Origin of the sequence: Microbacterium sp. DWRC1-3 (genome assembly GCF_049896645.1) — a bacterium.
GTDB lineage: Bacteria > Actinomycetota > Actinomycetes > Actinomycetales > Microbacteriaceae > Microbacterium > Microbacterium maritypicum.
Genome location: NZ_JAFCUS010000001.1, coordinates 1,227,044 through 1,240,830, shown reverse-complemented (window position 1 = coordinate 1,240,830; position 13,787 = coordinate 1,227,044). Strand labels below are relative to the sequence as shown.

General features: G+C 69.0%; 12 protein-coding genes and 1 riboswitch. Of the genes, 2 read left to right on the top strand and 10 right to left on the bottom strand.

Translation table 11 applies throughout. The features are described from left to right. Nucleotides 1–64 precede the first annotated feature (64 nt). The 3 genes from ACP699_RS05915 to ACP699_RS05905 form a co-directional block, all read right to left on the bottom strand. Complete coding sequence (locus tag ACP699_RS05915; RefSeq protein ID WP_426169954.1) at nt 65–1,420, bottom strand: ABC transporter substrate-binding protein; 1,356 nt, start codon at nt 1,418–1,420, stop codon at nt 65–67. A gap of 69 nt (nt 1,421–1,489) precedes the next feature. Continuing rightward, nucleotides 1,490–2,335 (bottom strand): carbohydrate ABC transporter permease, encoded by an 846-nt coding sequence (locus tag ACP699_RS05910; protein WP_017828771.1) that lies wholly within the window; start codon nt 2,333–2,335, stop codon nt 1,490–1,492. A gap of 46 nt (nt 2,336–2,381) precedes the next feature. Beyond that, nucleotides 2,382–3,299 (bottom strand): carbohydrate ABC transporter permease, encoded by a 918-nt coding sequence (locus ACP699_RS05905; protein ID WP_017828770.1) that lies wholly within the window; start codon nt 3,297–3,299, stop codon nt 2,382–2,384. Nucleotides 3,300–3,458: 159 nt separating this feature from the next. On the opposite strand from ACP699_RS05905, the gene ACP699_RS05900 reads away from it, so the two are divergent. After that, nucleotides 3,459–4,445, top strand: coding sequence for a LacI family DNA-binding transcriptional regulator (locus ACP699_RS05900; RefSeq protein ID WP_082524335.1), 987 nt, complete (start codon nt 3,459–3,461; stop codon nt 4,443–4,445). A gap of 54 nt (nt 4,446–4,499) precedes the next feature. Here ACP699_RS05900 and ACP699_RS05895 read toward each other — a convergent pair whose 3' ends face one another. From ACP699_RS05895 to ACP699_RS05865, 7 genes are all read right to left on the bottom strand, one after another. Then, nucleotides 4,500–4,853, bottom strand: coding sequence for a hypothetical protein (locus ACP699_RS05895; RefSeq protein ID WP_017828757.1), 354 nt, complete (start codon nt 4,851–4,853; stop codon nt 4,500–4,502). 53 nt (nt 4,854–4,906) lie between these two features. Beyond that, nucleotides 4,907–5,380, bottom strand: a complete 474-nt coding sequence (gene ribH, locus ACP699_RS05890; RefSeq protein WP_055864713.1) for a 6,7-dimethyl-8-ribityllumazine synthase — start codon at nt 5,378–5,380, stop codon at nt 4,907–4,909. Continuing rightward, nucleotides 5,377–6,645, bottom strand: a complete 1,269-nt coding sequence (locus ACP699_RS05885) for a bifunctional 3,4-dihydroxy-2-butanone-4-phosphate synthase/GTP cyclohydrolase II (protein WP_055864707.1) — start codon at nt 6,643–6,645, stop codon at nt 5,377–5,379. The genes ribH and ACP699_RS05885 overlap by 4 nt, the downstream gene beginning before the upstream one ends. After that, nucleotides 6,642–7,271, bottom strand: a complete 630-nt coding sequence (locus ACP699_RS05880) for a riboflavin synthase (protein WP_055864704.1) — start codon at nt 7,269–7,271, stop codon at nt 6,642–6,644. The genes ACP699_RS05885 and ACP699_RS05880 overlap by 4 nt, the downstream gene beginning before the upstream one ends. Further along, a complete protein-coding gene (ribD, locus tag ACP699_RS05875) occupies nt 7,271–8,314 on the bottom strand; it encodes a bifunctional diaminohydroxyphosphoribosylaminopyrimidine deaminase/5-amino-6-(5-phosphoribosylamino)uracil reductase RibD (protein ID WP_426169947.1) in 1,044 nt (347 codons plus the stop codon). Before ribD ends, ACP699_RS05880 begins: the two co-directional genes overlap by 1 nt. A gap of 63 nt (nt 8,315–8,377) precedes the next feature. Beyond that, nucleotides 8,378–8,522, bottom strand: a riboswitch (FMN riboswitch). A 77-nt stretch (nt 8,523–8,599) separates the two neighbouring features. Further along, complete coding sequence (locus ACP699_RS05870) at nt 8,600–9,463, bottom strand: Fpg/Nei family DNA glycosylase (RefSeq protein WP_270410677.1); 864 nt, start codon at nt 9,461–9,463, stop codon at nt 8,600–8,602. Between the two features lie 81 nt (nt 9,464–9,544). After that, nucleotides 9,545–10,108 (bottom strand): GNAT family N-acetyltransferase, encoded by a 564-nt coding sequence (locus ACP699_RS05865; RefSeq protein WP_288968823.1) that lies wholly within the window; start codon nt 10,106–10,108, stop codon nt 9,545–9,547. Nucleotides 10,109–10,185: 77 nt separating this feature from the next. Between ACP699_RS05865 and mfd the strand changes: the two genes are divergently transcribed. Beyond that, the gene (mfd, locus tag ACP699_RS05860) at nt 10,186–13,761 is read left to right on the top strand and encodes a transcription-repair coupling factor (RefSeq protein WP_426169942.1); all 3,576 of its coding nucleotides are present in this window, start codon (nt 10,186–10,188) and stop codon (nt 13,759–13,761) included. Nucleotides 13,762–13,787: the final 26 nt, after the last annotated feature.

The window sequence follows — 13,787 nt, the reverse complement described above, 5'->3', positions numbered from 1 at the left end:
AGGCGGGCTGAACCGGTCCCGTGGGGTGGGGGATGGGGGCCGGAACCGGTTCAGCCCGCGGGTATCACTTGTTGACGCTGAAGCCCTGCGCGTTGCCGTACTCGACCAGCGCGTCCTGCCAGGCGGTGAGGCCCTTGTTCAGGTCGGTGCCGTCCTGGTACGACTGGCCGACGGTGTCGCCGAAGATGCTGTTCGCGTAGACCTGGTAGGGCAGGTAGCTCCAGCCCTCGACCACGTCATCGGCCGCAGCGGCGAGGACCTCGTTGATCTTCTGACCGCCGAAGTACTCCGGGGCCTCGGCGAGGAACTCCTTGCTCGACAGCTCAGCGGTGGTCGAGGGGAAGCCGCCGGTCTCGAGGAAGATCGAGATGCTCTCCTCCGAGTTGTTCAGCCACCACAGGAATCCGGCAGCCAGCTCCGGGTTCTTGCTCTGCTTCGTGACGGCCTGGCCGCCACCGCCGTTCTCCGCGCTCGCCGGGGCGCCGTCGTACGTCGGCATCGGCGCGACGCGCCAGTCTCCGGCACCGTCGGGGGCACCAGAGATGAGGTTCGCGGGCATCCATGCGCCGATCACGAGGCTGGCGAGGCTGCCGTCGCCCAGGGCGCGGAACCACTCGTCGCTCCAGCTGCCGTACGGTGCGAGCAGGTCCTCCTCGACGAGGCGGTTCCAGTTCTCGGTCCACTTCACGGACCCGGCGTCCTGCAGGTCGATCGTGACGTCGGTGCCCGAGGTCTCGAACGGCTTTCCGCCGGCCTGCCAGATCATCGAGGTCGCGAAGCCTGCATCTCCCGTGTCGTTGGTGATGTACGCGTCGGGGTTCGCCGCGTGGATCGCCTTGGCGGCCTCGTAGTACTCGTCCCAGGTGGTGGGCACGGCGACGCCGGCGGCGTCGAACACCGTCTTGTTGTAGAACAGCGCCATGGGGCCGGAGTCCTGCGGCAGACCGTAGATCGCGTCGCCGTCGGTCACCGAGTTCCAGGTCGAGGCGGTGTAGTCGTCCTCGAAGTCCGCGAAACCGTACTGGGACAGGTCGGTGAAGGCGTCGGTCAGGCCGAACTGCGGGAAGGCGTAGTACTCGATCTGCACGACATCCGGGGCGCCGGAGCCCGCCTTGATCGCGTTCTGCAGCTTGGTGTACTCCTCGTTGTTGGTCCCGGCGTTCACCAGCTTGACCTTGACGTTGGGGTATTCCTTCTGGAAAGCCTCGACCTGCGCCTCGGCAGACGGCGTCCACGACCAGTACGTGATCTCGCCGCCCTTCTCGAGTGCAGCCTCGATGGAGTCGAAGGAGCCGGAGCCCGCGTTGCCGCCGGCACCGGTGTCGCCGCCGGTGCTGCAACCGGCCAGCGCCAGCGCTGCCACGGTTCCCGCGGCCAGCACCGCGAGGGTGCGCCGCGTCGGGGAGGGAAGGTGCTTCATTGCTGTGTCCTTTCGGGAGGGGCGATCCAGCGTCGGATCGCCGAGGTGATGCAGGGGAGGTGCGGGGAGCTACTGCTTGACGCTTCCCGCGGTGAGACCTGACTGCCAGAAACGCTGCAGCAGCAGGAAGGCGATGACGATCGGGATGATCGTGAGCAGCGAGCCCATGATCACGAGGTTGTAGATGGGCTGGGATCCGGCCCCGATGGCCTGGGCGCTCCACTGGTTCAACCCGACGGTGAGCGGATACCACGCGGGGTCGGACAGCATGATCAGGGGCAGGAAGTAGTTGTTCCAGGTGGCGACCACCGTGAACAGCGCGACCGTCACGATGCCGGGTGCGAGCAGTCGCATCGAGATCGTGAAGAACGTGCGGAACTCGCCGGCACCGTCGATACGGGCCGCTTCGAGCAGCTCGGTGGGCACCGACTCGGACGCGAACACCCAGATCAGGTACAGACCGAACGGGCTGATCAGCGACGGGATGATCACCGCCCACGGGGTGTTGGTCAGTCCGAGCTCGCTGAACAGCAGGAAGGTCGGGACCGCGAGGGCGGTGCCGGGCACGGCCACGGCGCCCAGGACCACGGCGAACACCGCACGGCGCCCGGGGAAGCGGAACTTCGCGAGTCCGTAACCCGCCATGGTGGCCAGCAGCGTCGCTCCTCCCGCACCCACCACCACGTACAGCAGGGTGTTGCCCAACCAGCGCAGGAAGATGCCGTCGCGGTAGGAGAACGTGGCGACGAGGTTGTCGATGAAGGCGAAGTCGTCGGCGAACCACAGCCCGAACGAGCTGAAGAGTCCGGCCTGCGTCTTGGTCGAGCTGAACAGCAGCCAGACCAGCGGGACGAGGGTGTACAGCGCGTACAGGATCATGACGATGAGCAGCGTGTTGGACTTACGCGGATTCATCGGGTCATGGCGTCTGCGAGAGGGACGGGCGAGGGGGAGTGCCATGTCAGCGCACCTCCGACTTCGAGCCGCGCAGCTGCACGACGTAGGCGATGACCGCGGTGATGACGCCCATGATGATGGCGATCGTCGCGGCGTAGTTGAACTGCTGCCCGGCGAACGACAGGTTGTACGCGTACATGTTCGGGGTGAAGAACGTGGTGATCACGTTCGGTGCCAGCGGACGCAGGATGTTGGGCTCGTTGAAGAGCTGGAAGCTCCCGATGATCGAGAAGATCGTCGCGATCACGAGCGCCCCGCGCACGGAGGGGATCTTGATCGAGAAGATCGTGCGCCAGGCCCCGGCGCCGTCGAGGGAAGCGGCCTCGTACATGTCGGTCGGGATCGTCTTGAGCGAGGAGTAGAAGATCAGCATGTTGTAGCCGACGAACTCCCACGTGACGATGTTGCCGATCGAGAGCAGCATCCATTCCTTCGCGAACGGGGTGATCGCGTCGACCCCGAGGAAGTCGTTGATGTTGCTCGTGAGACCGAACTGGTCTCCGTAGATGTAGCCCCACATCAGTACCGCCACCACCGCGGGGACGGCGTAGGGCAGGAAGATCAGGATGCGGAAGAAGGATGCTCCGCGCAGGCGGGCGCTGTCGAGGGCGAGAGCGGCTCCGAGCGCGAGGATCAGCATGATCGGCACCTGCACGACGAGGAAGACCAGCACGCGGCCGAACGCCTCCCAGAATTGCGGATCGGAGAGTGCGCGTGCGTAGTTGTCCAGCCCGACGAAAGCGGTGCCGCCGATGAGCTTCTCCTGGAAGAAGCTCAGGTAGAGCGCATAGGCGAGGGGTGTCAGGAACACCAGGGCGAACACGACCATGAACGGGCCGACGAAGGCCCATCCCTTCCAGTCGCGCTTGTCGCGGCGCCGGATGCCGGGGGCACCCAGGGCTGCGGGGATTTCAGTCGTCATCGACGAGTCCTTCTTACGTTTCGGGCGCACCGTGCGCCGTGTGTCAACGTCAACATATTGGATGGACTGGTAGTGTGTCAACGTCAACATATGAGGGGATGGGTGATCGTGACCCCAGAGCATCCGACAGAGACGTCGACGCGCAGACGCGAGCCCTCGATGGAAGACGTCGCCAGGGAGGCCGGTGTCTCCGGTCAGACGGTGTCCCGCGTCGTGAATGCCAGGGGATACGTCGGCGCCGCCACGCGCGAGCGCGTCGAAGCGGCCATGAACAGCCTCGGCTATCGACCCAACAGTGCCGCTCGAGCGCTACGATCAGGGCGATTCCGCACCATCGGTGTCGTGATGTTCTCGTTCAGCTCGTACGGCAACCAGCGCACGCTCGATGCGATCGCCGTGCGCGCCGCCCAGCTCGGCTACGCCCTCACCCTCATCCCCGTCGAATCCAGTGCCGGTGAGACGGTGGCCGGAGCATTCCGACGGCTGGAGGAACACGCGGTCGACGGCATCATCATCGTGATCGAGGCTCATCAGCTCGACGAGGCCGACATCGAGATCCCCGACGCGCTTCCGGTCGTGTTCGTCGACTCGAACCGCGGAGACACCCACCCGTTCGTGGACACCGACCAGGCGCAGGGTGCGCGTCTGGCGACCGAGCACCTGCTCGGGCTCGGGCACGACACGGTGTGGCATGTCACCGGCCCCGCGCGCTCGTACTCCGCGGAGCGTCGGCGTGAAGCATGGCAGCAGACCCTCGAAGGGCACGGACGTGATGTCCCGGCTCCTCTGTCGGGCGATTGGACCGCTGCATCCGGCTACGCGGCCGGTGTGGAACTGCGCGAGATCGACGGGGTCACCGCCGTGTTCGCGGCGAACGACCAGATGGCGATCGGAGTGCTGCGCGCCTTCCGTGAGGTCGGGCGCGACGTTCCGGAAGACGTCAGCATCGTCGGGTTCGACGGCCTGCCCGATGCCGCGCAGCTGTGGCCGCCGCTGACGACGGTGCAGCAGCATCCGGAGCGTGTGGGAGCGCTCGCGGTGGACGCGCTCCTCGCGGAACTCGACGGCGTCGAACGGCAGCAGACCCCGCTGGTGGCCACCGAGCTCATCGTGCGCGAGAGCACGGCGGCACCGCGGAAGCGCTGAGTCGACTCACTCCGCGCGCTGTCGCGGAAGCGCTCAGGCCGCGGGATCCTGCGGTCAGCGCCAGATCGCGGCGATCGCGGCATTGGCCGCGGTGAGGATGCCGACCAGCCAGAACACCGCGGACGGGATGGCTGCTCCGCGGCGCTGACGAGCCAGGCCGATACCGAGCAAGGCGCCGATGACGAGCAGGATCACGAGCTTGACGCCGACCTTGACGTAGTTGAGCTCGTAGGAGAGCCCCCACGGTGCGGCGAGAGCGAGGCCGGCGACCGCGGCGATCGCCATGCCGATGTTCATCAGCCGGGTGAACTCCCGCTTGCCTCCGAATGCCTGGGCGGCCCAGGCGCCGAAGAGCACGGCGAATCCGATGAGGTGGACGAACAGCACGATGTGGCGGAGGGTCTCCATACCCTCACCGTACGAGTGCGGCGCCCTTCCGCGCTAGCAAGGGCAGGCTGACCTCAGCCGCGCAGCTCCCGGGTGACCAGGGCCGTCCGCAACGCGGCATCGGCGGCTTCGGCGCCCTTGTCCTCCTTGGAGCCTTCGAGACCGGCGCGGTCGAGACCCTGCTGCTCGTCGTCGAGGGTGAGCACACCGAATCCGACAGGCTTGCCGGCATCGAGGGCGACGCGGGTGAGGCCGTCGGTGGTCGCCGCCGAGACGTACTCGAAGTGCGGAGTGCCTCCGCGGATGATCACGCCGAGCGCGACGACCGCATCCGCTCCGCCGGCGAACGCGGCCTGCGCGGCGATCGCGAGCTCGAACGAGCCGGGCACGCGCACCAGTCGGTGCGTGGCCTTCGCCTCATCCAGCACACGCTCCGCGCCGGCGATCAGGCCGTTGGAGATCGTCTCGTGCCAGGTGCCGGCGACGATGACGACGTTCAGTCCCCGTCCGTCGATGTTGCCGGTCTCGGGTGCTCCTGCGCCGCTCATTCGTCGTCCTCTCCGTGGGCGAGCGCCTCTGCGAGTTCCGCTTCGCCGATGATGTGACCCATGCGGTCACGCTTGGTCTCCAGGTACTGATGGTTGTTGGGTCCCACTCCGACGATCAGCGGCACCTGCTCGATCACGTCGAGGCCGAGCTCACGCAGCTGCGCGACCTTGTCGGTGTTGTTCGTCAGCAGACGCACCTTCGACACGCCCAGGTCGGAGAGGATGCCGGCGGCCGCGGCGTAGTCGCGGGCGTCGGCGGGCAGCCCCAGCGCGAGGTTGGCATCGACCGTGTCGAGGCCCTCCTCCTGCAGGCTGTACGCGCGCAGCTTGTTGATGAGGCCGATCCCGCGCCCCTCGTGCCCGCGCATGTAGATCACGATCCCGCCCTCTTTCTCGATCGCGTCGAGCGCGGAGTCGAGCTGGGGGCCGCACTCGCATTTCAGCGAGCCGAACGCCTCGCCGGTCAGGCACTCCGAGTGCACGCGCACCAGCGCGGTCTCACTGAGCTCGCCCGAGACGACCGCGATGTGGTCGGTGCCGGTGACGCGGTCCTTGTAGGCCAGGAAGCGGAAGGTGCCGTGCGTGGTGGGAACCGTCGCGTCGGCACGCAGACTCACCCGGCGGCCCCGGTGCGCGCTCGGGGTCGCTCCGTCCGGGTCGATCTCGTTGAGGTGGGCGATGAGCTGCTCGATGGTGATCACCGGCACGCCGTCACGGGCACCGAGTTCGATCAGCCCGGGAAGGCGCATCATGCTGCCGTCCTCCGCGACGACCTCGGCGATCGCGCCGACCGGTCGGAGTCCGGCGAGCTTCATGAGCTCGACGGCGGCCTCGGTGTGGCCGCTGCGTTCGCGCACGCCGCCGTCGACAGCCCTCAGCGGCAGCACGTGCCCCGGGCGGATGATGCTCGTCGACGTCGACTCCGGGTTCGACAGCACGTTCAGCGTGTGCGCGCGATCGTGGGCGCTGATGCCGGTGGTGACGCCCTGGGCGGCATCGACGCTCACGGTGTACGCGGTCGAGCGGGCGTCTTCGCTGGCGGCCACCATCGGCGGAAGGTTCAGATGGTCGGCGAGGTCGGCCGGCATCGGAGCGCAGATGAATCCCGACGACCAGCGCACCGTCCAGGCCACCCACTCCGGCGTCGCGAGCTCTGCCGACAGGATGACGTCGCCCTCGTTCTCGCGGTTCTCGTCGTCGGCGACGAGAACGGGGCGCCCGGCGCGCAGCGCCTCCAGGGCCTCGGCGATCGTGGAAAGGCTCATCGCGAGCCTCCTTCCGGTGCGGCGCGGAACGCGAGCAGGCGCTCGACGTGCCGGGCGAGGATGTCGGTCTCCAGGTTCACGCGGTCGCCGACGGCGCGGATGCCGAGGGTGGTCGCGGCCAGGGTCTCCGGGATCAGCGAGATCTCGAACCAGGGGGAGGGGTCTGCGGGTGCGCTCACCGCGCTCACGGTCAGCGACGTGCCGTCGACCGAGATCGAACCCTTGTCGACGACGAGCGGGGCGAGGTCGGCGGGCAGGCTGATGCGCAGCACACTCCACTGGGCGCCCGGTCGAACCTCGAGCACGTCGCCGACCCCATCGACGTGGCCCTGCACGATGTGCCCGCCCAGTCGCGCCCCCACCGGCATGGCCTTCTCGATGTTGACGCGGGTGCCCACCGTCGCCGACCCGATCGCGGCGACGTCGAGCGTCTGCTTCATCACGTCGGTGTCGAAGGTGTCCGCGGTCGAGCCGACGACGGTCAGGCACACGCCGGAGACCGCGATCGACTCGCCGTGTACGGCGTCCGCTGCCGCGCGGGGTGCGCGCACGGTCAGGCGCCAGCCGTCGCCCGCAGGCGCGATCGCGGTGATCTCGCCCATCTCCTCGATGATTCCGGTGAACATCAGGCTGCTCCTTCGTTCCGCGGGTGTGCGTCGTGCGCAGGGTGCGCGATCGCGAGCAGGTCGCTCCCGAGGGGGACCCATTCGTCGATGGTCAGGCGGCGTGCCTCGCCGATGGATGCGACACCGATGTCGGTGAGGGCCAGGCGGCCGCCGCCGAGCAGCACCGGCGCGATGTAGACGAGCAGGCGGTCGGCGAGCCCGGCCTGGAGGAAGGCGCTGGCGAGCGTCGGACCGCCCTCCACGAACAGGTTCTGCACCCCGCGGGCATGCAGGTCGGCGACGACCGTGTGCAGATCGTGCGTGTCGAAGAACAGGGGGGAGTGCGGATGCCGGTGCACCGCGGCGTCGGCAGGGGTGGGCCGCGACCCGATGACCACCGGGATCGGCTGGTGCGGCAGCAGGGCGTCGCCGTCGCGGGCGGTGAGGGCCGGATCGTCGGCGAGCACGGTTCCGGTGCCGACCGCGATGGCATCGGCTTCCGCGCGGCGGCGATGCACGTCGGCGCGGGCTGCGGGACCCGTGATCCACTGGCTGGAGCCGTCGTCGGCGGCGGCGCGCCCGTCGAGGCTCTGCGCCCACTTGACGGTGATCTGCGGGCGTCCGAGGCGCTGGGCCGTGAGCCATCCGGCGATCAGGGCGTGCGCGGCATCGGCCTGCTCGCCCGCTTCGACGTCGACACCCGCGGACCGCAGACGCTCCGCACCGCCGCCCGAGACGGCGCCGGGGTCATCGAGTGCGTAGACCACCCGGGCGATCCCCGCTTCGATGAGTGCCACGGCACAGGGCCCCGTGCGGCCGGTGTGGTTGCACGGCTCCAGGGTCACGACGGCGGTGGTGCCGCGGGCTTCGCCAGGGGCGAGCTTCGAGAGCGCGTCGACCTCGGCGTGCGGGGTGCCGGCGCCATGGTGCCAGCCCTCGGCGAGGACCGTGCCGTCGGGGGAGAGGATGACCGCGCCGACCTGCGGGTTCGCCCCGCGCGGTCCTCGGGCGGCGAGGTGGAGCGCGCGATCCATCGCGTTGCGCTCTGCCGCGTTCACTGCCATCCGTCGTCCTCCTCTGAGGCTCCGGGGTCAGACAGGGATGGCGGAACGGACGCACGGATGCGTCTCGTGCTGCCTCCCTTCCGGACTAGCGAGGTCTCCCTCGCATCACCGTCGGTCCCGGAATTCCACCGGATCGGCATCCCGATCTCTCGAGACGCTCGCGGACTGTCACCGCCGGTTCGGATTCCCACCGACCCCGGAGCACGTTGTTGCTCTGAGTGTACTCAACGTGTCTGCGCGCATTTCATTCCAAGACATGGATCGGCGCCCTCCGATCGCCCGCCGTCACTTGAGCAGTCGGGACAGACGCCGGTCGGCGAGCACCTTGCCGCCGGTCTGGCACGTGGGGCAGTACTCGAGAGAGCGGTCGGCGAAGAACACGCTGCGCACCGTGTCTGCGCACACCGGGCAGGCCTCGCCGCGGCGTGCATGCACCTGCATCCCTCGGCGCTTGGCGTCTTTCAGGTCGGCGGGGGGCTTGCCGGAGGCTGCGGCCACCGCCTCGCCGAGCGTCTCGCGCATGGCGGTGAACAGACGGTCGATCTCGGCATCGTCGAGCTTTCCGGCGATCGCATACGGCGACATGCGTGCGGCATGCAGGATCTCATCGGAGTAGGCGTTGCCGATGCCGGCGATCACCGCCTGATCGCGCAGCAGCCCCTTGATCTGCATGCGCCGATCCTCGAGCAGGGCCGCGAACGCGTCGCGGGTGAAGGAGGAGTCGAGGGGGTCGGGGCCGAGTCGCGCGATGCCGGGCACGTCGTGCGGATCGCGCACCACGTAGACCGCGAGCGACTTCTTCGTTCCCGCCTCGGTGAGGTCGAAGCCGCTGCCGTCGTCGAGCGCGATGCGCAGGGCGATGGGCGACTTGCCGGGTTTGATGAGCGTCGCAGGGAGCGTCTCGTACCAGCGCAGCCACCCGGCCTTGGCGAGGTGGAACACCAGGTGCAGGTCGTCGCCGCAGGAGAGCACCACGAACTTCCCGAGGCGAGCGGACGCCGTGATCGTGGCCTGCTGCAGCGCGGTGATCGGCGGATCGTAGGTCTTCAGCGCGGCGATCGCCGAGACGGTCGCGCGGGTGATCGTGCGCCCGACGGCACGTTCGGCGAGAAAGGCGGTCAGGCCCTGGACCTCCGGCATCTCCGGCATGCGTTCATCCTGTCATCGGCCGCCGACACTGTCACCTGGTGACCTGTCGCTCCTCGGGCTCGTACCCGGTGCGCTCGCGCCTCAGAGCACCGGCCAGTCCACCGGCGTGCGGTCGTCGTCCGGCAGCAGAGCGGCCATCCATCCGTCGTCGCGACCGCGGGGGCTCGTGAGCGCCTGCCGCTGGAGGCCCTCGTAGCGGAAGCCGAGAGCGCGGGCGGCGCGGGCCGAGGGGATGTTCCCGACGACGGCCTGCCAGCGGATGCGGACGAGCCCGAGCTCGCCGAAGCCCCAGTCGAGCACCGCGCGGGCGGCCTCCGTGAGATACCCCCGGCCCCGGGCGTCGGCCGTCACCCAATAGCCGAGCTCGGCGGCAGCGCCCGTGAAGTGGTCGGCGATGTTGTGCAGACCGATCATGCCCACGAGCAGGTCGTCGGCGTACATCGCCCAGACGACCTCCGAGCCGTCGGCCCACCACCCCGCGATGAGGCGCACGAACTCCTCGGCGTCCTCGCGTGCATACGGGCTCGGCACCGTGGTCCAGCGCCCGATCTCCGGGTCCTGGCAGGCGGCGGTGATCGCATCGATGTCGCCCTCCGTCGGGGGGCGCAGGACGAGGCGTTCGGTGGTGAGGGCGACGGAATCCATCCCGACAGCCTATTGAGGTGCGCACCCGTGGCAGGGGCAGCGGCCGGAGTGTCCGTGGGCGCGACTAGTCTTATCCGGTGACTGTTCCGGGGATTCTGCGCGCCTTGGAAGAGGCGTCTCTGTACCGTGACGCCCTCAGCTGGGCGCGCACCGATGCCGACCTCGGCCTGGTCGACGGGCTCGACGCCCCGGCGCTCGCCGGCCTGCTCGAGAAGCGGACGGCGGCAGGACACCCGGCCGCCCTCCTCGCCGTCGTGCCGACGGGCAGGCGGGCCGAGAGCCTCGCGCTGGCGATGCACGCCTATCTGCCCGACGCCGACATCCTCACCTTCCCCGCCTGGGAGACGCTGCCGCACGAGCGCCTCAGCCCGAGCCCCGACACCGTCGGGCAGCGCCTGCAGACGCTGCGACGGATCGCGGAGTGGTCGGGGGATCACCCGCTCGTCGTCGTGGCATCGGTGCGGGCTGCTCTCCAGCCGATCGCGGGCAACCTGGGCGAGATCGCCCCGCTCGAGCTCGCCGCCGGCAGCCGAGGACACGAACTCGACCGCGTGGTCGAGCAGCTGGTCGAGCGCGCCTACTCGCGCGTAGACATGGTGTCGCGGCGCGGCGAGTTCGCGGTGCGCGGCGGCATCCTCGACGTCTTCCCTCCCACCTCCGAGCACCCGTACCGCATCGAGTTCTTCGGCGACGAGATCGACCAGATCCGTGCGTTCTCGGTCGCCGACCAGCGCTCGCTCCCGGGCGATGTCGCGAGCGTCGACCTTCCTCCGACCCGCGAACTGCTGCTCACGGCAGAGGTCCGCGAGCGCGCCCGCGCGCTCGTCGGCGGCTTCCCGGCGATCTCCGGAATGCTCGAGAAGATGGCCGAGGGCATCCCGGTCGAGGGCATGGAGTCGCTGCTGCCCGCCGTCGCCGGCCCGTTGAAGTCGCTCGCCGAGTATCTGCCCTCCGGAAGCGCCACGGCGGTCATCGACCCCGAGCGCGCGACCGCACGTGCGATCACCCTGGGCGACACGAACCGCGAGTTCCTGGATGCTGCCTGGAGCGCGGCCACCTCCGGCGCCTCCGCGCCCATCGATCTGGGCGCCGGCGACTTCCTGACGATCGCCGACCTCCGCGAGGTGGTGCGCGACCGGGGCGGCGTGTGGTGGCGGCTCAGCCCGTTCGGCGCCGGACTCGGCGAAGGCGATGCGGAGGCCACCAACCTCGGCGCCGCCGTCATCCCCTCCTTCCACGGCAACGTCGACGGCGCGATCTCCTTCGTCGAGGCGAAGGTCACCGACGGCTGGCGCGTGGTCGTGATCGCCGCCGGTCACGGCCTGGTCGACCGCGCACGCGACGTGCTCGCCGACCGGGGACTGGCGGCCCGTGTGGTCGAGACGCTCACCGAGGCGCCGGAGGGTGGTGTCGCCACGCTGGTCACCGGATCCGTCGAGGCCGGCTTCCAGGTGGCCGAGGCGAAGCTCGCCGTGCTCACCGACAACGAGTTCTACGGTCGCACGATCGGTGGCGACCAGCGCGTCGTCAAGAAGCTCGCATCGCGGCGCAAGAACGTCGTCGACCCGCTGCAGCTCAAGCAGGGCGACTTCGTGGTGCACGCGACCCACGGCATCGGCCGCTTCGTGGAGATGACCCAGCGCGAGGTGTCTACCGGCGGGCGCAACGCCACCAAGTCGATCCGCGACTACCTCGTGCTCGAATACGCGCCGTCCAAGCGCGGGTACCCGGGCGACAAGCTGTTCGTGCCCACGGATCAGCTCGACCTGCTCTCGAAGTACGTCGGCGGCGAGGCCCCGACCCTGTCGAAGATGGGCGGCAGCGACTGGTCGCAGGCCAAGGGCAAGGCCCGCAAGGCCGTCCGCGACATCGCGGTCGAGCTCGTGAAGCTCTATTCCGCGCGGATGAGCGCCAAGGGCCATGCCTTCGGCCCTGACACGCCATGGCAGCGCGAGCTGGAGGAGGCGTTCCCGTTCGCGGAGACCCTGGACCAGTTGCAGACGATCGACGAGATCAAGGCCGACATGGAACGGCCCATCCCGATGGACCGCCTGCTCTCGGGAGATGTCGGCTTCGGCAAGACCGAGGTCGCCGTCCGGGCCGCCTTCAAGGCGATCCAGGACGGCAAACAGGTGGCGATGCTGGTGCCGACGACGCTGCTCGTGAAGCAGCACCTCGAGACGTTCACCGAGCGCTTCGCCGGTTTCCCGGTCAAGGTGCGGCCGCTGTCGCGCTTCCAGACCGACAAGGAGGCGCGGCTCACTCTGCAGGGTCTGCTGGAGGGGTCCGTCGACATGGTGATCGGCACCCACCGCATCCTCACCGACCAGGTGATGTTCAAAGACCTCGGTCTGATGATCATCGACGAGGAGCAGCGTTTCGGCGTCGAGCACAAGGACGCGCTCAAGAAGATGAAGACCAACGTCGACATCCTCGCCATGAGCGCCACCCCGATCCCGCGCACGCTCGAGATGGCGGTGACCGGCATCCGTGAGATGTCGACGCTGGCGACTCCGCCCGAGGACCGGCATCCGATCCTGTCCTTCGTCGGTCCGCGCAGCGACAAGCAGATGGCCGCGGCGATCCGTCGCGAGATCCTCCGCGAGGGGCAGATCTTCTTCGTGCACAACCGCGTGCAGTCGATTCAGCGCGTCGCGAGCGAGCTCGCCGAACTCGTGCCCGAAGCCAGGATCGCCGTCGCGCACGGACAGATGGGCGAGCACCAGCTCGAACAGGTCGTCGACGACTTCTGGGAGCGCAAGTTCGACGTGCTCGTCTCGACGACGATCATCGAGACGGGTCTCGACATCGCGAACGCGAACACGATCATCATCGACCGCGCCGACAAGTACGGACTCAGCCAGCTGCACCAGCTGCGCGGGCGCGTCGGGCGAGGGCGCGAGCGCGCGTACGCGTACTTCCTGTACGACGAGATGAAGCCGCTGAGCGAGACCGCCGCCGACCGGCTGCAGACCATCGCGGTCAACAACGACCTGGGCTCCGGCATGCAGGTCGCCCTGAAGGACCTCGAGCTGCGCGGCGCGGGCAACCTGCTCGGCGCCGAGCAGGCCGGTCATATCGCGGGCGTCGGGTTCGACCTGTATCTGCGCATGATCGGCGAGGCGGTGGCGACCTTCCGCGGCGACGAGGTCGAGACGGGGCAGGAACTGCGTCTCGAGCTTCCCCTCGACGCGCGCATCCCCGAGTACTACATCGACAGTGAGCGGCTGCGCCTGGAGGCCTACCAGAAGCTCTCCGCCGCCTCGGCGGCGACGGCCAAGGACGACGCGATCGACCTGGTCATCGAAGAGCTCGTCGACCGGTACGGAACGCCGCCGGAAGAGGTCGAGGGGCTGCTGGCGATATCGCGCCTGCGCCGGCGCGCCGCGCGTGCGGGCCTGACGGACGTCGTGGTGATGGGGTCGAATCTGCGCATCGCGCCCGCCCGGCTCGAGGATTCGATCAAGGTACGGCTGCAGCGGCTCTACCCGAAGGCGAAGCTCGTGGCAGGGGGAGAGGCGCTGGTCGTGCCGATGCCCACGGTCCCCGCCGCCGTCGGCGTGGGGCTCGAGCCGCTTCCCGACGCGCAGCTGCTCGAATGGGTCGGTCAGCTGTTCACTGCGATCTTCCCTGAGCCGACTGCGTCCGAGTAGCGCGCCGCCGCGGCCGCGGGACTAGT

What these genes read in the sequence shown, in the direction of transcription:
- ribH (WP_055864713.1), bottom strand. Translation starts at nt 5,380, where the DNA reads ATGAGCGGCGCAGGAGCACCCGAGACCGGCAACATCGACGGACGGGGA.
- ACP699_RS05885 (WP_055864707.1), bottom strand. Translation starts at nt 6,645, where the DNA reads ATGAGCCTTTCCACGATCGCCGAGGCCCTGGAGGCGCTGCGCGCCGGG.
- ACP699_RS05865 (WP_288968823.1), bottom strand. Translation starts at nt 10,108, where the DNA reads ATGGATTCCGTCGCCCTCACCACCGAACGCCTCGTCCTGCGCCCCCCG.
- ACP699_RS05870 (WP_270410677.1), bottom strand. Translation starts at nt 9,463, where the DNA reads ATGCCGGAGATGCCGGAGGTCCAGGGCCTGACCGCCTTTCTCGCCGAA.
- ribD (WP_426169947.1), bottom strand. Translation starts at nt 8,314, where the DNA reads ATGGCAGTGAACGCGGCAGAGCGCAACGCGATGGATCGCGCGCTCCAC.
- ACP699_RS05880 (WP_055864704.1), bottom strand. Translation starts at nt 7,271, where the DNA reads ATGTTCACCGGAATCATCGAGGAGATGGGCGAGATCACCGCGATCGCG.
- ACP699_RS05910 (WP_017828771.1), bottom strand. Translation starts at nt 2,335, where the DNA reads ATGAATCCGCGTAAGTCCAACACGCTGCTCATCGTCATGATCCTGTAC.
- ACP699_RS05900 (WP_082524335.1), top strand. Translation starts at nt 3,459, where the DNA reads ATGGAAGACGTCGCCAGGGAGGCCGGTGTCTCCGGTCAGACGGTGTCC.
- ACP699_RS05905 (WP_017828770.1), bottom strand. Translation starts at nt 3,299, where the DNA reads ATGACGACTGAAATCCCCGCAGCCCTGGGTGCCCCCGGCATCCGGCGC.
- ACP699_RS05915 (WP_426169954.1), bottom strand. Translation starts at nt 1,420, where the DNA reads ATGAAGCACCTTCCCTCCCCGACGCGGCGCACCCTCGCGGTGCTGGCC.
- ACP699_RS05895 (WP_017828757.1), bottom strand. Translation starts at nt 4,853, where the DNA reads ATGGAGACCCTCCGCCACATCGTGCTGTTCGTCCACCTCATCGGATTC.